Raw genomic sequence first — 21,627 nt, forward strand, 5'->3', positions numbered from 1 at the left:
ATACCACCCTAAATATTAATTGAAACTTGCATAATTTCTTCCATGGAAGTCAATCCTTGTTTAATTTTTTCTAATCCGTCCTGAATCAGAAAACTCATGCCTTGCTGTTTTGCATAGGAACGAATTTCTGCTATAGATTCATTATTCAGCAGCATACTTTTAATTTTTTCATCAACTACCAGCACTTCCTGTACCGCTATTCTGCTGCGATAGCCTTGCTGGTGACAGCTGCTGCACCCTTTTCCGTAATAAACAGAGTCAGCTACAATACCATTTTGATCAAAAATTTCTTTCTCCATTTCAGTTAGCCCTCGTTCCGTGATACAATCCCGGCAAATTTTACGAACTAACCGCTGTGCAACTATACCCGATAAGGATGAAACAACTAAATACGGCTCAATCCCCATATCAATTAATCGCGGTACCGTATCAATTGCACTATTGGTATGGACTGTACTGAATACTAGGTGGCCTGTTAAGGAGGCCCTAATAGCAATCTCCGCTGTTTCCTGATCGCGAATTTCACCAACCATAATAATATTCGGATCCTGTCTTAATATTGAGCGTAACCCGTTTGCAAAAGTGAGCCCAATAGAACTTTTAACTTGAACTTGATTGATGCCCTCCAGCTGGAACTCAACAGGATCTTCAACCGTAATAATGTTCACATTCTCCTGATTCAGCTGATTAATTGACGCATATAATGTTGAGGTTTTTCCTGATCCTGTTGGTCCTGTTAGTAAGACAAGTCCTGATGGCTGTGTAATTAACTGCTTATATTTCTTATAATTATCTTCTGAAAAATTCAGCTCACTTAACTGCATCAACGCGTTATTAAGGTCCAGAATTCGAATTACAATCTTTTCACCATGAACTGTAGGAAGGCAGGATATCCGTAAATCTACCGGTGTTTCTCCTACATTCGTTTTAATTCTTCCATCCTGTGGCAGTCTTGTTTCCGTTATATTTAAGTTTGCCAATATTTTAATTCTAGCAATTAAAGCATTTTGCATTTGCTGCGGTAATATTTTTTCGGTTTGCAGTCTGCCATCTATTCGATAACGTATGTTTACATTCTTCTCTTGCGGGTCTATATGGATGTCACTTGCTTTAAGCTGAATTCCTGTATGTAATAATTGGTCAAGAAGCTTAATTACTGGCGCCTCATCATCATTTTCAGCATTAGTCTCTACTGCTAGCTTAGAGTCATTCTTATAATAGTATTTATTAATGGCAAATAGAATATCGTCTTTTGCTGCAATTACTGGTGATATGCTAAATCCTGTCGCCATTTCTAAATCATCAATAATGTAATAATCCATTGGATCCTTCATTGCTATTGTCAAAGCATTATCCTCGACTTTTAGAGGCATAATATAATTTTGCTGCGCCATTTCCTTTGATACATAACCTAGTACATACTGATCGATTGGGTATTGGTATAACGAAACATGCGGAATTCCTAATTGAAATTCCAGGACTTCGATCAATTGGCGTTCAGTAATTACCCCACGTTCAAGTAAAGCATCACCAAGTTTTTGATCTTCCTTTTTATGTTCCAGTGCTTGGTTTATATGATTCTCAGTTACAAGACCTGCCTCTAGTAAAAGGTCCCCAAGGCGCTTACGTGCTATCAAAGTCATCACTCACTTTCGAATGTAATGATAATGGTATCCTCAATCTTCTTTTGTTTACTAAGTGCTGTACCAACACTTATAAATTTAACGGTTAACTGGTCTTCTGTCCTCTCTTTTATATAAGAATCTTTAATCAAAAATTTACGTTTCCCTGAATCCCATTTAACTGGGTTTTGCGGTAGCGTAATTTCAGCTATGTTTACGTCACCTGGTTCTGTCAGTCCTGCATCTTCTACATAGTTTTGAACAGCATCTCTATAGTAATCAACACCCATTTCGGCGACGAGTCGGGCGTCTATTTGTTTTTCCATAGTCGTAACTTGTTTTGTTGTATTTGTAATCTGGTAAAATTGGGTCAGAATGAAAATAAAAAATAATGTAATGATCATCAATGTAAGTACAAGTGCCGCACCATTTTCACTTTTATAATTAATCACTTTGGATCACCTTGAATATAAGTGTACGATTCACTAGCTAATCTATCATCAGTAGCATATATTTTAATATGAGTACGATATAAATTCACATCTTTTTCTTTACAAACATTAAGTTTGGCATTGTATTTATCACTGTTTAACTGATATTCTCTAAGAATTACGTCTTCAGTTGAACCATTCTCACACTTGGTGACATTTTTTCCAAATAAGTCGACAACATTTATGTCTTTTGCTTCGTTCGCTACTTCACTTAAAAGATTACTTGCCACTAATTCATCATCTGTTTTTTGTGACCAACTCATTATTTGTGGAAAAATAGGTAATAACACCGCAATAACCATTCCCAAAATCGCAATTGATGCTATAATTTCAACAAGGGTAAATCCGCTACTATTTATTTTTTTAAATCTAGTATACAATAGAATTCACACCTTACTCGTGACTTTTATCCTATTATAGCATTTATTGGAAGTGTAGACATGAAACTTCGACAATTTTCAACTGAAAAAGGCATAACTTTAGTAGAGTTGCTAGCAGCACTTAGTTTATTTGCTGTGGTCATACTATTATCTTCTACTGTAATTATTCAAATGATTAATAGTGAGGATAATACAAGTGGACAAATCTCTTTAAACCAGGAAACTAATGTTTTAGTTAGTGAATTACGGAGCGAATATACTGAAAAAAGTGATGAAGTTGAAAATGCAGAAAAATTTAATATTTGCTATCAGAGAATTGATGGATTAGATGTAGAACAAGTAATTACTTTTTTAGATGATAAACAAGAAACGAAACAAGTAAATAATAATTGCATAATAGGAATGACGAAGCAAGAAGTTCTACCGATACAAATAACAACGGTTAATGATTCTGATCAGTCTTTGACAATTAAAACAACTTGGAGAAATAATTCCGAATATATAATAAATGTGAAAACTGACGAAGATGAAAGATACGAGTTTACTGAGGATGGAAAGACTGCTAACTGTGACTATAACCAAAACACTCGATTTAGAAATCCTGATAATAATGAGAAAGTAATGTTTAAACAAGACTGTACTATTTACGGCAGTGCATGGATAGCTGGAAATATTGAAATAAAAAATAAAGTTAGTGTAGTAGTAGAAAAGAATCTTTACATTAGTGATAACGTTTCTATAGTTGGAAAAGGCGGAAATAATAAAGCGGGAAACCTTTGTGTTAAAGGAGAAATACACTTTCCAGATGGTAAATCAGAAAGTGACTATGATATAGATTTTAGTTGCAATCAGACTTAGATTAATAGTGTCATAATCTAAAAATATTTAAGATATTAACTTACTCGAGTCAATTTCATAAATATCATTTATTTTGAAGCGAAGCGGAATGAGCATGAGCCTTGAGACGCGACTAAATGAAGGCCGACTAAAACCGTCCTTTGCGAACAACGTCGGCATACCCTTGCCGGGACAAGGAGGCTCAATCCAGACCTCTGAGAAGCATCCGCCTGCAGTGAAAATCAAAGGGTTAGCATAATCACAGATAGTTCAGAATTACTACTTTATTTATGAATGATGAAATTGATCACTCTTGAAAACGAAAAAACGTGAGCTATCCACAGCCCACGTTTCATGTTGATTTACAGATTTACTGAATCCCCTATCTTCATCGCTAATCCCTTACCTGTCTTCACTTTAGCAGCAAATGAATCAGGATTCTGTTCTATTACCGGGAATGTATTATAATGAACCGGTACAACCGTCTTTGCATTAATCCAATCAGCTGCAATTAAGGCATCTTCAGGTCCCATTGTAAAATTATCACCAATTGGAACGAATGCAATCTCAATATCATTCATGTCACCAATCAGCTTCAGGTCACTAAATAGCCCCGTATCGCCTACATGGTAGATTGTTTTTCCGTTAATGGTAAGGAGAATACCACCCGGCATCCCTGTATAAATAATGGTTCCATCCTCTTCTGTATAGGATGATCCGTGAAAGGCTTGCGTAAACTTCACTTTTCCAAAGTCAAACTCATGGGCACCACCAATATGCATTGGGTGTGTGTTCAATCCTTTAGAACCGAGATATCCGGCCAGTTCATTCGGTGCGACAACTAATGCATCATTTCGCTTAGCAATTTCAAATGTATCACCAACATGATCATTGTGACCATGCGTTAACAGAATAATGTCTGTTTCAATGGTGGACGGATCCAAGTCACATGCTTCATTCCCCGAAATAAATGGATCAATTAAAATAGTATCGTCCTCTGTTTCAACTCGGACAACTGAATGTCCATGATAGGATACTTTCACAATTATCGCTCCTTTTACAATTAGTCTACACCCTATACATTCGATAGAGCTTTTCATATTCCTTTACCCGATTAATAATTTTTCCATGCATTCTCATATAATTGAATTAAATTTGGATCAATTAACGTATTAATTTCCAAATCAAATATTTCCCCATCTTCGTCAACAATCTGACTGTCTTCGTCTTTCCCAAATTCAGCCAAGCTTGTCAGCATATCAGTTGTCAGAAACCTTGTAGATTTATTAATGGTAATCGTATCAAGCTTAATTGGTTCTCTGCTTGCCATCACAAATCCCCAATTCCCAAAACTTGGGATATCTGCGTGAAGATTTTCTATATACATCCCGGTCGATTTTATTGTTTCTGAAATAGTCCAATAGACCTTTGTTGCAAAGACAGGACTAGTTCCCTGAATCATAGCAGCGCCGCCTGGAAGCAAATGATTACGAATCAGTGAATAGAATTCTTTTGTGTAAAGCTTATTCAAACTTTCATTATTGGGATCCGGCAGGTCGACTATAATAGCGTCATACCATTTCTCGCTATTCTCTAGAAATTGAAAAGCATCCTTATGAATAATGTCTACCTTTTCACTACGTAATGAGCCCTCATTTAATTGAAGGATCTGCCGGTTGGAGTTAGCTAGTGCTGTAACTGCTGGATCAAGATCGACGAGTGAAACATTCTTAACACTTTCATATTTAAGCACTTCTTTTGCAGCTATTCCATCTCCTCCACCTAGAATTAATACATTTTCAGGATTTTTTGCATATTCCATTGTAGGATGAACGAGAACTTCATGATAACGGTATTCATCAGTTGAGCTAAATTGCAGTGATCCATCCAAATATAAACGTGTATCACCCTGATCCTGTGTTAATATTATTTTTTGATAGCTGCTTTCTTGCATATATATTATTGGATCTTTGTATAATTTTTGTTCAAAACTAAACGCCATTGCTTCTCCAAAAAACAACCCGATGACAAGCAATATACCAATGCTTACTCCAATAACAGCATGTACAGCAAACCGCCGTATTTCTTTACGGAATAACCATAAAACAATTAATGCGACTGCCAAATTAATACAACCGACTAAAAATGCTGATTTAACCATACCAAATTGAGGGCGGAGCAAAAATACAAATAACAGTCCACCAACAAGACCACCGGCATAGTCTGAAAATAATACCCTTGCTGTACTTCTATTTAGCGTAACACCAATCTCATTTGCCTTCCGTATAAGTATTGGTAATTCAACCCCAGTTAATGCACCCACTAACAATGTAATTACATACAAGTAAAAAGCATCCGTGCCCGCAGGAGCAAAAGCTGTTATCCCAAACATTGTAAAACTGGAGAACCCTCCGAGAATTGCTACACCAAACTCAATATAGACAAATGATATGATTAAGTTTTTCGTAACTCTTTCACTTATACTGGCACCTATCCCCATACCGGTTAAGAACAGGGAAATTGTCAGTGTATATTGTTTAACGCCATCACCTAATATGTATGACCCTAACGCACCAAACAACACCTCAAAGATTATGCCACAAATAGATACAATTCCAGACGCCCAGTATATAAAATTGCTTTGCCGAATGGATTTTTCATTCATATTACCACTCCAGTACAAAAGTGCAAGCGCCTGTTCAGCGCCGTATGGACTGCGCTCAGCGCTGCGGGTGGGTCGACGTTGCCGCGCAAAGCGGCGGTGTTAGTCGATCTTCCTTTTCCCGTGTGAGATAAAGGATACACGAAGAACGTAAGCTGCCCCACAGGACGTGGGGTAGTTCGACGTTGCCACAGGATGTGGTGGTTTTAGTCGAACATCCTTTATTTCTTATCGTAGACACGGGGAGGGAAGTCCACTAGGCGCTAGGCGCTGGCCGGTGAGAACGCCACGTCCTGTGGCATCACCGGCACTAGTACGTCCTGTACGTCGGAGCTGGACGTCGCTGATTCTGATGTCCAGTTATCCACAGCACTTAAATTTTATAATTTCCTAAACAAAAAAATATAAAGCGACCAAGCTTCATGCTGGTCGCTTTAGTGAATTCTATGTAATGGATGCACCAATTACAAATCCTAGCCCGATTGAAACAGCCATGGAGATTATACCGACTGCCCGGTTATCTTTTAACAGCTGTTCTTCAACTGAAAATTTATGGGTGAATAGTTCAAATAAAACATAAGCAACCATTTGCAGTACTACACCATACGCACCCCAAATTACTGTTTCATAAATAACATCACTATTATAAATCGCAAATGCAAGTATGACGCCGATGCCCATGATTTTTCCGGCAATGGATAATGCTACAGCCTGATTGCCTTCTTTAACCTGATCCATATCCTTATATTTTCTTGTTATGTTTGCAAAAAGCACTAAGCCAATCAATATAATTACAATAGAGATTGCAAAATAAACAAACGTTGCTATAAATGGTCCCATTCTAACACACTCCTTTTATTTTCCTGCACCTGGTCCACCACCACGAAATATCGAACCTCCACGCTTTGGTGCACCATTTGGGTAGTAACCTTTACCGGTATAACCCCCATAACAATTGTCTGATCTACAACCCCAATTACTTGAACCAAAGGTGTTGTTTAAAATACTCATTGCAAAAAATGTACTTAAAAAACTTGGTGAATAATTTTGCCTGACGAATTCATCGCTTGCAACTTCAATAAGCAGTACATCTTTATCATCTTCACTTTCCTTTAATGTTAAGAAAGAATCATCATATATCAGTATTTGCTGATCATCTTTAACTTCACTCTCGTTTTCAGGTTTCTTGGCTGAGGTTAAAACAGATGATAACTCTGACAAATCAAATCGGTTAGTTGCATAAATCTCTGCTTTATTTGATTCATTCGATACAACATCCATTAACGGAAAATTTGCTTCAATCATATCATCTATTTCATTATTATTATTCGAGTTCAAATCATTTACGATAGATTCTTTATCAGGCTCTTGCGGAACATCGTCTTTCGTGATAATAACTTCTTCCTGCATTCCTCTATCTGAAAAAGGCCCTAACGGTGCACACGATGTCATAATAAGCATGATTAATATTAGGCCTGTAAATATGAGCCACTTTCTCACCAAGTATTCACCCCTTTCTTAGCAAACTTGGCTTTTCGCCAAGGCTTATTGGCGAAAGCCTTAGCTGCACTTATGCAGTAAGGAAGTACTTATACTTTCTTAACTGCTCACAAATTTTAGGGACAACTCTAATTGTTAAAACTTGGCTTACCTCCAAGTTTTAACTCCAATAAAGAGTCTGTCCCATTTTCTCACTCTTTGTTATTCTTTATTCATTTTCTTTTTAAGCGCTGCAAGTTCGTCATCAACGTTATTCTTATCTTCTAAGTCTTCAAATTCATCATCCAATGTACGGCTTTCCTGAGATAGGTCCTCACTTGTGTCAGCCTCTGCTTCAAACTGCATGACCTTCTCTTCCATTCTTTCAAACCCTTGTTTAGATTCATCATTACCAATTGAAGACATTGTTCTGTTCATCTTGGTTCTCGTTTTAGCTGATTCCGCACGTGCTTTTAACGAATCTTTCTTCAATTTCATTTCCTGATATTCTTTTTTCATTTCATCTAACTTATCTCGTAATACATCTGAATCATTTTTCGCACGTTCCCATGATTCATTAAGCATTGTTGCTTGGCCTTCATGGTCACCTTTATCCTGAAGTGCACGACGAGCGAGGTCTTCATTACCTGCTTCAATAGCCTGCTCCGCTTGCTTTTGGCGTTTATCGACCATTGCCAGAGCATCATCTGCTTTTCGTTTCAGCATTTTTTCGTTAGCAATTTGTTTGGAGACAGATGTTTCAACTTCACGAATATCTTCAGCCATATCCCGCATAAACTGATCCAGCATTTTCACCGGATCTTCAGCCTTATCAAGCATTGCATTCATTTCCGAACCTACTACAGTTGACACACGTTTGAAAAATTTAAACATATTTATCCTCCTCTATTTTGTTCCAGCTAATATTTTTAATTCATATGACTCAATTGGGTAACCATAACTCGCTTCTATTTCTGTTCCCCATGATTCGAAGCTTAAAAAATGCTCTCCTTCATCTGAACTGTAATCTGCGTAGTTTGTCTGAGCACCTTTAAGATTAGAGCTTCTTCCTTCACCTTGTACTGTTGCAGTTCCTTTTTCCTCAAGATAGTATGTTTGATTATCGTAAGTTAATTCCTTTGGATAAGGAGTAGAGATTGGAAATTGTATTTTTTTATAGATACCAAGTTCCAGTTCATCGTCCATTTCCGCCGATAACCAGATAGTATCCCTACCTTCCAGTAACTGATAGCCATACCATTCATAACTTCCATCCCGATACGTAATCTTACCTACTACTTCATAGTCTCTGAGGTCATATGTCACAATATCACCCACTGCAATGGACAGTGTTGTTCGTTCCTTTGGGGCAGGACGCTGCTGTTCTTTTTTTGAAAAAAGCTTTGAAAATAAACCCATAGCCTCACCTCACATACCAATCAAACTGGTTATTCTTTATGTTATACGGTTCAATTTAAAAATAGTTTCATCAAATAAACTTTAATTTATATTGTAACACGTTTTAACAATATTTACTTTTGTTATAATAGAAGTATCAATGAAAAAGAGGTGCAATTATGACGAACAGATTAGATACATTACTGGACGAACTACAAAAGCATAACCTTGATAGTATGCTTGTCACATCCAAGGCAAACTTTTACTACTTAAGCAACTATTATACAGAACCACATGAACGTGTTATAGCTGTTTATGTCAGTCAATATCATGATCCATTATTAATAGTGCCCTCAATGGAAGTAGAAGATGCAAAAAGTGCAGGCTGGAGTTATGAAATAATTGGATATCAGGACCATGAAAATCCATGGGGGCTATTTCAAGATTTTCTTAAACGGAACAATAGTATTCCTCAAACAATTAGCCTTGAACATAACCAGCTAACTCTGGATTGGTACCATCAAATAAGGGAAGTACTCCCTGAAGCAGTTGTTTCAGATGCACAGGAGATATTGGCAAACTTAAGGGCTATTAAGAGCAAAAAAGAATACACACTACTAAAACAAGCTGCTTCCCTCGCTGACTTCGGAGTTGAAACTGGAGTGAAGGCAATAAGTGAAGGAGTGGGTGAACTCGAAGTTATTGCAAACATAGAGTATGAGTTAAAGAAACAGGGTATCCAGCATATGTCATTTTCAACGATGACCTTATCGGGCACTAAAACAGCTTCTCCACACGGAACTCCCTCCATGAAGAAAATTGAAAAGGGGGATATGATTTTATTTGATCTCGGTGTGATTTTTGAAGGGTATTGTTCTGATACAACCAGAACAGTTGCATATAAATCCATTACACCAGAACAAGAAAAAATCTATAACACGGTGTTAGAAGCTGAAAAAAAATCAATCGAAGCTTCCAATATTGGGACACCTGTTGGGGAAATTGATTTAGCAGCACGAAACCATATTGAACAAGCTGGATACGGCAAATATTTCACACACAGAATCGGACATGGCTTGGGAATAGAAACACATGAATATCCTTCCATGCACAGTAACAACAAGCTCCCACTGCAAGAGGGGATGTCCTATACAATTGAGCCAGGGATCTATGTACCAAATACTGGCGGAGTGAGAATTGAGGACATGATATTCATGACCCGAAATGGACCCGAGACACTAACGAAATATCCTAAAGAATTTCAGATTATCGGCTAGCATACTTGGCTTACCACCAAGAAATGCAAAATAAATCCGAACTAATTCGAATTCTATTCCAAGAATTTTGAATCATAGTTCGGATTTTACTTACCTTGACTAAGCCCCTTTTGTCCCAGCCACTCGTTTAAATTTTTATTTATTCAGTAACGTATAAACGTCATCATAGTGCAGGTCATGAGATTCAGCTACGGCTTGATATGTCACATACCCCTCTAACGTATTAATTCCCTTTAATAATGCTTCGTTATCTAAACAAGCTTTTTGATAACCTTTTTTTGCTAATTGAAGTGCATATGGAACAGTAACGTTTGTTAATCCAATTGTTGACGTACGTGGTACTGCTCCGGGCATGTTTGCAACAGAATAGTGCAGTACACCGTGCTTTGTGTAGGTTGGGTTATCATGTGTTGTGATACGGTCGCTTGTTTCAAATATGCCGCCTTGATCAATGGCAACGTCAACAATGACTGATCCTTCAGACATTGCTTGTACCATTTCATCTGTAACTAGTTTTGGTGCCTTGGCACCTGGAATTAGAACAGCACCAATAACAAGATCAGACTCCGCAATTGCTTCACTGATATTTAACGGATTAGACATCATTGTATTTATAGATGATCCAAAAATATCATCCAATTGACGTAATCGTTCTGGGCTTAAATCAATAATGGTAACATCAGCTCCTAAGCCCATCGCAATTTTGGCAGCGTTAGTACCAACTACTCCACCGCCAATCACCGCTACTTTTCCACGTTTCACACCTGGGATCCCGGCAAGCAGTACACCTTTTCCACCTTTTGATTTCTCCAGGAATTGTGCGCCGATTTGCGAAGCCATTCTGCCAGCAACTTCACTCATCGGTGTTAATAGAGGTAATGAATTATTTTCCAGTTGGACTGTTTCGTACGCAATTCCAACAACTTTATTATCAATTAATGCTTTTGTTAATTCAGGTTCTGCTGCTAAATGTAAATAAGTAAATAAAATCAGACCTTCATAAAAATAGTCGTATTCTTCTGGCAGAGGCTCTTTCACCTTCATGACCATTTCTTGTGCCCAAGCTTCTTTTGCCGTGGGAACAATAACCGCTCCAGCTTCAGCATATTGTTCATCGGTAAAACCAGAACCTAATCCTGCCTCTGTTTCTACATAAACCGTATGTCCAGCTTTCTCCAGCGTAAGCACCCCAGCGGGTGTCATTGCTACACGGTTTTCACTGTTTTTCAGTTCTCTAGGTACACCAATTTTCAATGAAAATACCCTCCTTTATTTAATTGCCTAAAATGTATAAATATAGTAATTACAAACACGTTCATTGTAACAAATACTACTCAAAAAAGCACCATAATCCAATCAACGGTATCGATGAATTACATCCAGTCCTCCAGTAACATCAAAAATTGATCCAGTAATCATGTCCGAATCTGCATCACATAAATACATGATTGTACGTGCAATATCTTCCCCTGTTCCCGACCTGCCGACAGGGGTTGCGTCATCATGCACCTGTCTGCTTTGTGCAATACTCGCTTCTTTCATATCACCAACTATATTGCCTGGGCAGACCATGTTGGATGTGATTTGATATTCCGCTTCCTCAAATGCAACTGTTTTAGTCAAACTAACCAACCCGCTTTTAGCTGCCGAAAAAGCAGCACGATATGGCCAGCCTGATGCGCTGTTAGCCCCCTGAAAGCCATAATTAACTATTCTTCCAAAGCGCTGTTTTCGCATATATGGTACGGTCAGTTTTAATAAATTAAAAACGGCATCAAGATTTCCCTGTATCATTTTATGCCATTCATCATCGGTATAATCAAGTAACTTTTTTCGCTCAAAAATAAAAGGACCAGCATTGTTAATAAGGTAATCTATACCCCCATACCGTGTTACAGCTTTTTCCACAAGACTTTCAATATTTTTTTTACTGGTTACATCAGCTTGCTCAATATGTAATAAGTGATTATATTGTGCCAGTTCCTGTCTAACTTCTTGTGCTTTCTCATAATTGCTGTGGTATGTTGTCGTAACATAATGCCCCATTTTTAAAAATTCTTCGATCACTTTTCTTCCTAATCCTGATGTACCTGCTGTGATTAGTGCATGTCCCATCATCTGTTCCTCCTTGAACTACTTATCATGATTGGAATTATACCATAATATACTAATGGAAAGAACTAAATCAATCCATCCCTTTTTTTGAGATGGATTGAAAACTGCACTAATTTTTTTGATTATTGTACTTGTGAATCCCTCGGTTGTTGGAGAGTTTTTCTTTATCTTCAATAACCCCGCTTTGATAACTTTCGATTAATTGATTTTTCACTGTTGAGACACCTTTTTTATCTTCAAAGAATTTTTCTTTTCTTGACAATAAAATCACCTCCATTTTTAGTATGTGCACGTTCGTGACACATTACTGGAGATTTTTATTTCCAACTGTATTAAAAAGGGTTATAGTTGTTAGTAGAGAGGGTATATACATAATAACAAGGGGAGTGAGTAATATGGATTTCGAATACAAAAATATTGTAGTTGCTGTTGATGGTTCTGAGGCTTCTGAAAAGGCATTTCGAAAATCCTTGGATATTGCAAAACGAAATGATGCACGGATCATTCTGGCTCATGTAGTTGATTCAAGAACCTTCGCTACAGCTGAAGCTTATGACAGAACGTTAGCTGAACGTGCAGAAGAATATGCAAGAGAACTGCTGGATACTTATGTAGAAAATGCAAAAACGGCAGGCGTAACCAATTTAGTCAGATGTGTAGAATATGGATCACCAAAGGTAAAAATCGCTAAAGACATCGCTGTCAGTTTTAATTCAGATTTAATAATTTGTGGTGCTACTGGTATGAGTGCTGTTGAACGGTTCTTAATTGGCAGTGTTTCGGAAAGCATCACGAGGTATGCCAGCTGTGACGTACTAGTTATTCGCTAAATAACGCCAGACTCTTTTGTAGGCGTTATTATCTCTAACCATTTATATCCTTTTTAATCTCATGGACAATATGTGACAATTCAGGGAGAATCAGTCTCTCCATGGCAAGCTTTACTGCACCAGTTGACCCCGGTGTAGCAAAGATGACTGTATTCTTCCTCACACCTGCAATAGCTCTAGACAATATAGCCGCAGAACCAATATCTTCCTGAAAGCTTAACATTCGAAATAGCTCACCAAAACCGGTTAATTCTTTTTCAAACAATGGTTGAATGGATTCAATTGTCACATCACGAGAAGCAATACCAGTTCCTCCGTTTATTAATATAATATCAACTTTAGGATCCTCAATACCTGAACTAGTGATTTCCTTTATAATTGCACTTTCATCTGGAATTATTTCTTTCTCTACAATTTGATGTCCAGACCTTTCCAATAAAGTTACCATCAAATCACCACTTTTGTCAGTCATCGTATTTCTAGTATCACTTATCGTTAGAACCATACAACTAACAAAATGCTTATTTTGTTTGTGCTCATGAACTGCCATCCAAATTCCCTCCTATACTTTTGAAAGTCGAACAGTATCCCTGGCTATCATTACTTCTTCGTTAGTAGGAATCACAATAACTTTCACTGGAGAATGAGGATAGTTTATAAATGCTTCCTTACCACGAATCTTATTTAATGCAGGATCCCAATATACTCCCATAAACTCTAATCCTGTTAACACTTTTTCACGGACCGTATCACTATTCTCGCCAACCCCAGCTGTGAAAATAATAGCATCTACTCCTGACATTCTAGCCGCATAAGAGCCTAAATACTTGTGTATACGGGCTGCAAATACTTCCAATGCAAGTTCTGCACGATCATTTTCGTTTGCCTGTTGTTCAATATCTCTTAAATCACTGGAAAACCCTGACAACGCCAGCATTCCACTTTTGTTATTTAGAATATTAATTACATCAAATGCAGACTTTCCTGTTTTTTCCATAATATATGGGATTAAAGCAGGATCAATATTACCGGACCTCGTACCCATCGTTACGCCAGCTAACGGTGTAAAACCCATTGACGTATCAATTGATCTGCCTTTATCAATAGCAGCAATACTAGCACCATTACCTAGATGGCATGAGATCAATCGTAATTGTTCAACTGGCATACCTAACATTTCCGCAGCTCGCTGTGAGACATATTTATGGGAAGTTCCGTGAAAACCATATTTACGAATACCGTACTTTTCATAATACTCATACGGTAAGCTATATAAATAAGATTTCTCAGGCATCGATTGGTGAAATGCCGTATCAAATACTGCCACCATTGGAACATCAGGCAGTATTTTTTGAAATGCACGAATTCCAGTTAAATTTGCCGGGTTATGCAACGGCGCTAATTCAGATACCTCATCAATAATACGTGTTACTTCCTCAGTAATAAGTACCGAATCACTAAACCTCTCCCCACCATGCACTACACGATGACCAACCGCATTAATTTCCTGTAGTGATTGGATAACACCCGAGCTTTTTAAGTTGTCCATTAAGTATTCAACGGCAATTTGATGATTAGCAATATCTGCTGACACTTTCTCTTTATTATCACCTATTTCCATTGTAAATACAGAATCCGACAAACCGATTCGTTCAACAAGGCCTTTGGCTAAGACCTTTTCTTCTGGCATCCGTATTAACTGAAATTTCAAAGATGAACTGCCAGCATTAATAGCTAAAATATTCTGCATTGTGAATTCAACTCCTGTAGCTAATTATTTATATTGGCTGAAAACCATGTATTCATTTGCCCTAAAATATCGTTCATCGCTTTTGTATCTTTAAATGAAGGAAGCTTAACTAACAATGGCTGTTTTGGAGCTGTGATACCTTTACCTTTCTTCTGCAAAATAAGAATACTCTTTATATTCTTCTCTGACTTAAACATACTTTCCGGAAGCCTTAAGACACCTATAATATGCGCATACTCCTGTATGAAGGCATGCAGTTTATCCGATTGATCGCTATCGAACAGAAAGTCAGGAATAACGAAAATGGAATAACCGCCATCTTTCATATAATTCATGCTTTGTTCAATAAACAAATGATGGGAATAAGAATGACCTTCATCTGCTTTTAGTTCGAAATCATTCGCACGTACATCATCAGGATAATAGCCAACAGGTAAATCAGCTACAATTAAGTCAACTGGGTCCAACAGGAATGGTGTTAAACTATCCTGATGAAAAAACTCCACTTCTTGCTTTTGTAAATTTGCATTCAGTACAGCAAGTTTAATTAATGTAGGATCAACTTCACTGGCAAACGTTTCTTCGGTGTTCTTTAAATGACCTAATACTGTAGTAAGTAAATTTCCTGTACCGCTGGCGGGATCAAACACGCGTAGCGTTTCTTTTCCATTAGTTACCTTCTCTGCTAAATAGCCAACAAATAGAGCAACTGTTTCTGGTGTCATTAAATGCTGTTGCTGCGTTGTCCCTTTCATTCCTTTGAGGATTGCCAATTGTACTGCTTTACGAATTTCTTCTGTTTGATATGTGTGTATATTAATATCCTTTATAGTCGATTGAAGTTTATGTTTTAATACATCATCTATTTCCTCGGAAACATGCTCGTGGAAAAATACTTCCAATGTCATGGCTAGACTATCCAAATATGTTTCGTTTGCATGCTGTTGTACTGTATCTGTAGCATTATCTATCTTTTCAAATAAAACTTCTACATTCATTTTTTCCATAATTAATAAGTCCTCCGTTCAATCCATCTATCTAAAGCATTTCTAGTGTAACAAATCAGCTATATATATGTACAAAAATCTCCCCTGCTAACGAGTAACAGGAGAGTTTAAATTCTATATTATTTTGCTTTTTTAGCTTCTTCCAACGCTTTATCATAATCTGGATGATTCGTTACCTCGCTTACATATTCCACATATGTAACCTTGTTAGTTGAATCAACTACAAAAATTGACCGTGACAATAATCGTAGTTCCTTTATTAATACACCGTAATTTTCACCGAAGTTTGCATCGCGATGGTCGGATAACATTTCAAGCTCATTAACTTTATTCACTTCACGCCAGCGAGCCTGAGCAAATGGTAAGTCCATACTAATTGTAAGTACTTGCACATTACCTATATCTTCTGCTTCCTTATTAAACCGTTGTGTTTGATCAGAACATACGCCAGTATCGATAGATGGTACGACACTGATTAATTTTACTTTGTCCTGATAATCCTCCAACTTCACTTCTTTAAGATCATTAGATAAGACAGTAAAGTTTGGTGCTTGATCACCTACTGAAATTTCATTGCCCAGAAGTGTGACAGGATCCTGATTAAATGTAACGTTAGCCATAAATCATTCCTCCTAATATAATTTTCCCTGCACACTTCATTATGAATTTATTACCATTCAATGTCCACTATTTTAATCGAGCAAAACCTTTATATATCATATCTTGTTTGATCTTCTGATTGCTGCTGATCCTGTTGCCGCTGATTATCCTGGTTTTGATTTGAATTGCGCTGGTCTGAATGTTGCTGACCTCGACCAGATTTTTGCTTATTTTTAGAGGACTGAGCTGACTCTTTTAAAATTTGCTGAATTTTCTCAACTGCCTTTGGAGCAAAATCAAGCATCTTCTCATAAATATGTGTGTTCTCATCTAAGTGAACCATCTTAATTCCTTTTGGACTAACAATCAAAAATGCAACCGGTGTAATGGATACACCACCGCCACTACCTCCCCCAAATGGTAATGAGCCCCCACTGCCTGAATCACTCTTACTTTGTCCTGAACTACCTGAACCAAATTCGCTCCCACCTGCAGCAAAACCGAATCCCACTTTTGAAACTGGGATAATTACACTCCCATCCGGAGATTCAACCGGATCGCCGATAATCGTGTTGACTTCGATCATATCTTTTAAATTTTCCATTGCTGTTGTCATTAGGCCCTGAATTGGATGTTCATCCATATTATTTCCTCCTTTAAAAAACTTAGACAATCACTTCTTTTTTGGACGGATATTTGCGTATCACTTTAATAATTCCGTATATAGCTTGCCCTATCCTCACTGATACAATGCAATCAAATTTTGATTCAATATATTTTTGATTAAAAAGTGGTACAACAGAGATAGATGGATCACATATCAGATTGCTCTTTGCATAAATTATCCCTAATATTATCCCTTTCATTCCCCATATTCCTCCTGAAGCCATACCAGTAGCACTTGCTTCTCCAGTTCCAAAATGCGTACTCCATGTAAGTTTATGAAAATAAATTCGCCCAAGCATTATAGTAACCACATCATTTACATCATTCATCTTTTGAAGGAAGTTTTCACTATAATTATGTAATAATTTCAGTGTTTCGCGAATTGATTTTTCCTCATAAGATTGATCAGATAAGTCAATCATCCTATCCATTAATTTTATACGATAGAAATAAACAACTATTAAAACTGTTTGTTTATCCTGATTTACAATAACCGTATTAATCACCTTGATTTTTGAAAATAACAGTAAAATAATCACTAAAATGAAGCCTATCAGTAATAAGATAAACATAAATTCCTCACCCCACATTATTAATTTGCTACAAATTTCCTTTTTTACTCATACACTTTCAATCTGCTAGGAAATAATAAACAAAAATGATATTCTTAAAAAACAAGAATTGCTAATAATGGAGGTATGATAACGATGCCTGATCGGAAAAACATTTATTTCTTTTATCAAAAAAATAATGACCTCGAAGATAAGTTACAGCCACTAATAGAACTGGCTCAAAAAAATAACTTTACTATTGTTGATAATCACAAACAAGCTAACGTTATTATCAGTATTGGCGGCGATGGTGCTTTTTTACAGGCTGTTCGAAAAACAGGTTTCAGGCAGGATTGCCTTTATACCGGAATAACGCAGTCTGACGAGTCAGGACTGTATTGTGATTTTAACATGGATAATTTTGACGAAATGCTTCATTCAATGGTTCATGAGGAGATGGAGGTACGTCGGTTTCCAGTTATAAATGTACAGGTTAATGGGGAAACTTCATTTTATTGCTTAAATGAGGTTAGTATTCGTTCCACCATCATCAAAACAATTGTAATTGATGTTTATATTGATGATATGCAGTTTGAGACATTTAGGGGAGATGGACTAATTGTCGCAACTCCTACAGGCAGTACTGGTTACAATAAATCAACACAGGGTGCCATAATTGATCCGAAAATTCCATGTTTTCAAGTATCAGAGCTCGCTTCACTTAATAATAACCGCTATCGTACATTAGGCTCTTCCTTTGTATTAAGTAAGGATCGAAAGCTTACATTAGATATCATTCAGGATGGTAACGATTATCCTGTTATTGGCTTGGATAACGAGGCCTATTCCATTCGAAATATAAAAGATTTAACGGTGACCTTAAGTGACAAAGTAATAAAAACGGTGAAACTTAAGAACAACTCTTATTGGGACCGTGTAAAGAGAACATTTTTATAAAAAAAGTGGCCAGGACAAAAGTGTTTTAGTCAAAATAAAATCCGAACTATGATTCAAAATTCTTGAAATAGAATTCGAATTAGTTCGGATTTATTTGTTGCTGATTAGATAATATTCTACTAAACCATGGCGAAAACTCCTGCCTCTAGTAAAGAAATCTCCACCAGTGGAGGTAGAATACGTAGACTCCTATGGGGACAGCACGTTCCGAAGACCCCGGGAAGAAGCAACTAAACGAAGGCCGACTAAAACCGTCCTTTGCGGACAACGTCGGCATACCCCTTGCCGGGGCAAGGAGGCTGAGGTCGTGCCAAGGAAAGCGAAGTATTCTGCCGAAACGAATGTAAGCTCTAAGCCATCATTAGAACAAAGAAAATCTTCACTAATTCGCAGTTTATATCATCTGCGTATTAAATCCAACATTAAAAATGACCTTCTAAACATCATATCCTGCATTATTAGTATATACGATGTCACCATCAACAACTGTCATTGCAACTTCTATCTCGTGAATACGCTCTGGGTCAACCTGGAAAATATCCTCTTCCAATATGGTAAAATCTGCGGTATAACCATCAATAATGAGCCCACGATTATTTTCCTGTGTAATTGCACTTGCACTACCAACCGTATATAAACGAACCGATTCAAATAAGGACAGTCTTTCCTCTGGCTGGTATACCTCGCCATCATAATATGATTTTCGCAGCATTGCTGCCTGAATTCCTTGTAATGGGTTTGCATCCTCAATCGGTGCATCTGAACTGCCGGCACAAAGCACGCCACTATCCAGCATCGTTTTCCAGGCATATGCTGATTTAATCCTATCCTCACCTAATCTGTCGACAGCCCAAGGGAAATCTGATGAAACAAATGCCGGCTGAATATCAACGACCACTGGCAATTCCTGAAGCATTTTCAAAGAAAAATCATTTAAAATTTGACCGTGGATTATCCTATCGCGGGCTCCATTTTGAAGTGGATATTTTTTAATTAATTTTGTTATTTCATCAACAGCTTGATCGCCAATAGCATGAACAGCTATTGGAAGACCATGTGCCCTGGCAGATCGTACAATTTCTTCCAAGTAATCAGTGTTATGAATTGCTACTCCATAATTATCAGGATCATCCGTATATTCTTGTGTCAGCCATGCTGTTCGACCACCAAGAGCTCCATCTGAGAATATCTTCACAGCCCCAAGTTCAATGTATTCTGTTCCATCCAAGTATCCTAAGTTCTGATTAATCATATTTTCCATAACTTCATGATGGACAAGCAGGTGTGCCTTAAATTTTTTGTCTTTCCCGTTAATTGCATTTAAAAAGGCGTTGTATGTTTTTAGAAAACCGCCATAATAATTAAGATCTTCACTGTGTCCACCTACTAGACCTTTTGCCAGTAAATCATCGACAGCTATTTTTATTAGTTGCTGTAAAAATTCCTGTGATACATCAGGCATTGCCTGTTTAATTAATTCCTGTGCAGTATCAAGAAATAATCCAGTAGTATCACCATTTTCATCTCTTACGATAATTCCCCCTTGAGGATCTGGAGTCTGATCATTTATGTAAGACATATCCATTGCTTTCGTATTAGCTAAAAGCGCATGTCTGCATACACGGGTCAACATCATAGGGTTATCTGGGCAAATTTCATCCAGTTCTTTTTTTGAAATAATTTCTGGATTATCCCACTGGTTTTCATTCCAACCTTCTCCAATTAGCCATTCCCCTTCTGATAAGTTAGCAGTACGATTAAGAAGTGCCTCTTTTATTTCTTCTGGGGACTTCATTTGTGACAGGTCCAAATGCAACAACTTTTCACCGTACCCTATTATATGCATATGACTGTCGACCAAACCCGGCAACATCGTTTTACCTCTCAGATTAACTTCATTCTCAATTTTGTCATAGAAATCATGATATAATCTCTCATAAGTACCAACAGCTTTTATGAAGCCATTCTCTGTATAGACAGCTTCAACAGCATCGCCTTCATTTTCCATAGTATAAACTGAACCACCGAACCAAAGTCTTCCCATATTAAATACTCCCATCCACAAAATTCTACTCTTTTATAAGCACTTTACCTACTTAAAGCAGAAAAATCAAGAAAGAGAAATTAGGAAACGTAGCTAAGCGTAAAGGTAAAGTCATTCTTAAAAGGGCTACCCTTAAAGGATAGCCCCTAGCCATTATTATGATATTGTTATTGTGACATTCCGCCAAATTGTTGTTCAGCAGACTGAACAAGACGTTTTGTGATTTCTCCACCAACAGATCCGTTAGAGCGAGAAGTTGAGTCAGGACCAAGTTGAACTCCAAATTCCTGAGCGATCTCAGTTTTCATTTGATCTAATGCTTGTTGTGCACCAGGTATAACTAATTGGTTTGAACTATTGTTTCTAGCCATGTTCATCACCTCCTTGATACTCCTATATTGTGTAGCAAGAAGGGTTTTTAAACTGGTATTTGTTGTTAGTTAAGATAAATTTTATGAGTGCTCTTTTCCTATGCTAACGAGTTTAGTTTTAGGGTAGAAAACAATATTTCTTAGTTTTTAATATCCGAATTTACATTGACTGGTAGGATTATACAGTAAGGGAATTATGTATTGACACTTGGAATGAGGATTCGGCAAATAGTTGAAGTGGATCCTCATTCCGCTAATTAGCAGAAAAGATGCTCTCGGGAGGGTGAAACGGATCCTCGTTCCGTTAAAAGCAGAAAATCAGCCAAATTTGATATAGAAATGACAAATAGCGGAACGAGGATCCGAACCCAAGCTTAAAACGAGGGTTTTAAAGGAAATAACGGAATGAGGATCCGCCAACTCAGTAAACCGGATCCTCATTCCGTTAAAAATGGGTTCTACACAATACAGGCGAAATGTAAGCTAATTATTATGCGATTTCTAATGTTATTACATATTTCTCTCTCAAAACTGTATCGTAATTCGTAAGCTTAGTTGCTTCTTATCTCGCAGTTGATATAAAATGCAAA

Annotated in this window: 24 protein-coding genes and 1 pseudogene; 4 read left to right on the forward strand and 21 right to left on the reverse strand. The window is 37.3% G+C overall.

Annotated features, from left to right (window positions below; all coding sequences use genetic code 11):
• Window positions 1–8 precede the first annotated feature (8 nt).
• From ACE1TG_RS02000 to ACE1TG_RS02015, 4 genes and pseudogenes are all read right to left on the reverse strand, one after another.
• Window positions 9–1,643 carry a GspE/PulE family protein gene (locus ACE1TG_RS02000; RefSeq protein ID WP_375050736.1) on the reverse strand — a complete coding sequence of 545 codons (1,635 nt, stop codon included), beginning with the start codon at window positions 1,641–1,643 and terminating at the stop codon, window positions 9–11.
• Window positions 1,643–2,074, reverse strand: a complete 432-nt coding sequence (locus ACE1TG_RS02005; RefSeq protein ID WP_375050676.1) for a hypothetical protein — start codon at window positions 2,072–2,074, stop codon at window positions 1,643–1,645. The genes ACE1TG_RS02000 and ACE1TG_RS02005 overlap by 1 nt, the downstream gene beginning before the upstream one ends.
• Complete coding sequence (locus ACE1TG_RS02010) at window positions 2,071–2,376, reverse strand: hypothetical protein (protein WP_375050741.1); 306 nt, start codon at window positions 2,374–2,376, stop codon at window positions 2,071–2,073. The genes ACE1TG_RS02005 and ACE1TG_RS02010 overlap by 4 nt, the downstream gene beginning before the upstream one ends.
• A gap of 24 nt (window positions 2,377–2,400) precedes the next feature.
• Window positions 2,401–2,493, reverse strand: a pseudogene (locus ACE1TG_RS02015) (type II secretion system protein); the annotation flags it as partial.
• A 60-nt stretch (window positions 2,494–2,553) separates the two neighbouring features.
• Here ACE1TG_RS02015 and ACE1TG_RS02020 point away from each other — a divergent pair.
• Window positions 2,554–3,351 (forward strand): prepilin-type N-terminal cleavage/methylation domain-containing protein, encoded by a 798-nt coding sequence (locus ACE1TG_RS02020; protein WP_375050677.1) that lies wholly within the window; start codon window positions 2,554–2,556, stop codon window positions 3,349–3,351.
• Window positions 3,352–3,692: 341 nt separating this feature from the next.
• On the opposite strand, the gene ACE1TG_RS02025 is transcribed toward ACE1TG_RS02020, so the two are convergent.
• The 6 genes from ACE1TG_RS02025 to ACE1TG_RS02050 all read right to left on the reverse strand — a co-directional run bounded on the left by ACE1TG_RS02025 (window position 3,693) and on the right by ACE1TG_RS02050 (window position 8,890).
• A complete protein-coding gene (locus ACE1TG_RS02025; protein ID WP_375050678.1) occupies window positions 3,693–4,373 on the reverse strand; it encodes a metal-dependent hydrolase in 681 nt (226 codons plus the stop codon).
• A gap of 71 nt (window positions 4,374–4,444) precedes the next feature.
• Window positions 4,445–5,995 carry a polyamine aminopropyltransferase gene (locus ACE1TG_RS02030; RefSeq protein ID WP_375050679.1) on the reverse strand — a complete coding sequence of 517 codons (1,551 nt, stop codon included), beginning with the start codon at window positions 5,993–5,995 and terminating at the stop codon, window positions 4,445–4,447.
• Window positions 5,996–6,436: 441 nt separating this feature from the next.
• The gene (locus ACE1TG_RS02035; RefSeq protein ID WP_375050680.1) at window positions 6,437–6,832 is read right to left on the reverse strand and encodes a DUF350 domain-containing protein; all 396 of its coding nucleotides are present in this window, start codon (window positions 6,830–6,832) and stop codon (window positions 6,437–6,439) included.
• Window positions 6,833–6,847: 15 nt separating this feature from the next.
• On the reverse strand, window positions 6,848–7,492 hold the full coding sequence (locus ACE1TG_RS02040) for a DUF4247 domain-containing protein (protein WP_375050681.1): 645 nt from the start codon (window positions 7,490–7,492) through the stop codon (window positions 6,848–6,850).
• Between the two features lie 201 nt (window positions 7,493–7,693).
• Window positions 7,694–8,365: a PspA/IM30 family protein gene (locus ACE1TG_RS02045; protein WP_375050682.1), complete on the reverse strand. Its 672-nt coding sequence runs from the start codon at window positions 8,363–8,365 to the stop codon at window positions 7,694–7,696.
• Window positions 8,366–8,377: 12 nt separating this feature from the next.
• Window positions 8,378–8,890, reverse strand: coding sequence for a DUF4178 domain-containing protein (locus ACE1TG_RS02050; RefSeq protein WP_375050683.1), 513 nt, complete (start codon window positions 8,888–8,890; stop codon window positions 8,378–8,380).
• Window positions 8,891–9,048: 158 nt separating this feature from the next.
• On the opposite strand from ACE1TG_RS02050, the gene ACE1TG_RS02055 reads away from it, so the two are divergent.
• Window positions 9,049–10,146, forward strand: coding sequence for a M24 family metallopeptidase (locus ACE1TG_RS02055; RefSeq protein ID WP_375050684.1), 1,098 nt, complete (start codon window positions 9,049–9,051; stop codon window positions 10,144–10,146).
• A gap of 135 nt (window positions 10,147–10,281) precedes the next feature.
• On the opposite strand, the gene ald is transcribed toward ACE1TG_RS02055, so the two are convergent.
• The 3 genes from ald to ACE1TG_RS02070 all read right to left on the reverse strand — a co-directional run bounded on the left by ald (window position 10,282) and on the right by ACE1TG_RS02070 (window position 12,523).
• Window positions 10,282–11,400, reverse strand: a complete 1,119-nt coding sequence (gene ald, locus ACE1TG_RS02060; protein ID WP_375050685.1) for an alanine dehydrogenase — start codon at window positions 11,398–11,400, stop codon at window positions 10,282–10,284.
• Between the two features lie 102 nt (window positions 11,401–11,502).
• Complete coding sequence (locus tag ACE1TG_RS02065) at window positions 11,503–12,261, reverse strand: SDR family oxidoreductase (RefSeq protein ID WP_375050737.1); 759 nt, start codon at window positions 12,259–12,261, stop codon at window positions 11,503–11,505.
• 109 nt (window positions 12,262–12,370) lie between these two features.
• Window positions 12,371–12,523, reverse strand: coding sequence for a hypothetical protein (locus tag ACE1TG_RS02070; RefSeq protein WP_209479404.1), 153 nt, complete (start codon window positions 12,521–12,523; stop codon window positions 12,371–12,373).
• 133 nt (window positions 12,524–12,656) lie between these two features.
• Here ACE1TG_RS02070 and ACE1TG_RS02075 point away from each other — a divergent pair, with 133 nt between their 5' ends.
• Complete coding sequence (locus ACE1TG_RS02075) at window positions 12,657–13,091, forward strand: universal stress protein (protein ID WP_375050686.1); 435 nt, start codon at window positions 12,657–12,659, stop codon at window positions 13,089–13,091.
• Window positions 13,092–13,125: 34 nt separating this feature from the next.
• Here ACE1TG_RS02075 and ACE1TG_RS02080 read toward each other — a convergent pair whose 3' ends face one another.
• From ACE1TG_RS02080 to ACE1TG_RS02105, 6 genes are all read right to left on the reverse strand, one after another.
• Window positions 13,126–13,641, reverse strand: a complete 516-nt coding sequence (locus ACE1TG_RS02080; RefSeq protein WP_375050687.1) for a MogA/MoaB family molybdenum cofactor biosynthesis protein — start codon at window positions 13,639–13,641, stop codon at window positions 13,126–13,128.
• 12 nt (window positions 13,642–13,653) lie between these two features.
• The gene (locus tag ACE1TG_RS02085) at window positions 13,654–14,841 is read right to left on the reverse strand and encodes an acetate kinase (RefSeq protein ID WP_375050688.1); all 1,188 of its coding nucleotides are present in this window, start codon (window positions 14,839–14,841) and stop codon (window positions 13,654–13,656) included.
• 20 nt (window positions 14,842–14,861) lie between these two features.
• Entirely contained in the window at window positions 14,862–15,848 is a 987-nt protein-coding gene (locus ACE1TG_RS02090; protein ID WP_375050689.1) for a class I SAM-dependent methyltransferase, read from the reverse strand.
• A gap of 119 nt (window positions 15,849–15,967) precedes the next feature.
• On the reverse strand, window positions 15,968–16,468 hold the full coding sequence (tpx, locus tag ACE1TG_RS02095; RefSeq protein ID WP_375050690.1) for a thiol peroxidase: 501 nt from the start codon (window positions 16,466–16,468) through the stop codon (window positions 15,968–15,970).
• 89 nt (window positions 16,469–16,557) lie between these two features.
• Window positions 16,558–17,091, reverse strand: a complete 534-nt coding sequence (gene ytfJ, locus ACE1TG_RS02100; protein ID WP_375050691.1) for a GerW family sporulation protein — start codon at window positions 17,089–17,091, stop codon at window positions 16,558–16,560.
• 22 nt (window positions 17,092–17,113) lie between these two features.
• Entirely contained in the window at window positions 17,114–17,686 is a 573-nt protein-coding gene (locus ACE1TG_RS02105; protein WP_375050692.1) for a DUF2953 domain-containing protein, read from the reverse strand.
• Between the two features lie 135 nt (window positions 17,687–17,821).
• On the opposite strand from ACE1TG_RS02105, the gene ACE1TG_RS02110 reads away from it, so the two are divergent.
• Window positions 17,822–18,622 carry an NAD kinase gene (locus tag ACE1TG_RS02110; RefSeq protein ID WP_375050693.1) on the forward strand — a complete coding sequence of 267 codons (801 nt, stop codon included), beginning with the start codon at window positions 17,822–17,824 and terminating at the stop codon, window positions 18,620–18,622.
• Between the two features lie 436 nt (window positions 18,623–19,058).
• On the opposite strand, the gene ACE1TG_RS02115 is transcribed toward ACE1TG_RS02110, so the two are convergent.
• Window positions 19,059–20,666, reverse strand: coding sequence for an amidohydrolase (locus tag ACE1TG_RS02115; RefSeq protein ID WP_375050694.1), 1,608 nt, complete (start codon window positions 20,664–20,666; stop codon window positions 19,059–19,061).
• 167 nt (window positions 20,667–20,833) lie between these two features.
• Window positions 20,834–21,037, reverse strand: coding sequence for an alpha/beta-type small acid-soluble spore protein (locus ACE1TG_RS02120; RefSeq protein WP_375050695.1), 204 nt, complete (start codon window positions 21,035–21,037; stop codon window positions 20,834–20,836).
• Between the last annotated feature and the right edge of the window lie 590 nt (window positions 21,038–21,627).

Origin of the sequence: Virgibacillus sp. JSM 102003, from assembly GCF_041949995.1 — a bacterium.
In the GTDB taxonomy this organism is placed as follows: domain Bacteria; phylum Bacillota; class Bacilli; order Bacillales; family Amphibacillaceae; genus Lentibacillus.